Annotated in this window: 1 protein-coding gene; it reads left to right on the forward strand. The window is 44.8% G+C overall.

The features are described from left to right. The coding region (locus A3763_RS07355) for a Bax inhibitor-1 family protein (RefSeq protein ID WP_197482832.1) at window positions 1–306 on the forward strand (306 nt) is incomplete at both ends.

Raw genomic sequence — 306 nt, forward strand, 5'->3', positions numbered from 1 at the left:
TCGCACTGACAGGCTTTATGGGTTATACAATTGGCCCCATCCTTAGCATGTTCATTGGCGCAGGCGCTGGCCACTTAGTTGCTAACGCACTTGGCTTAACCGCATTCGTATTCTTTGGTCTTTCGGCTTATGCCTTGATCACACGTAAAGACTTTAGCTTCTTGGCAGGTACGATTACTGCTGGTTTCTTTGTTCTTTTAGGTGCAATGGTTATTGGTATCTTTACCGATATCGCGGGTTTACAGCTAATGATCTCTGCGGGGTTTGTACTTTTCTCGTCTATGATCATTCTGTATCAAACCAGTG

Source organism: Oleiphilus sp. HI0128 (assembly GCF_001635365.1).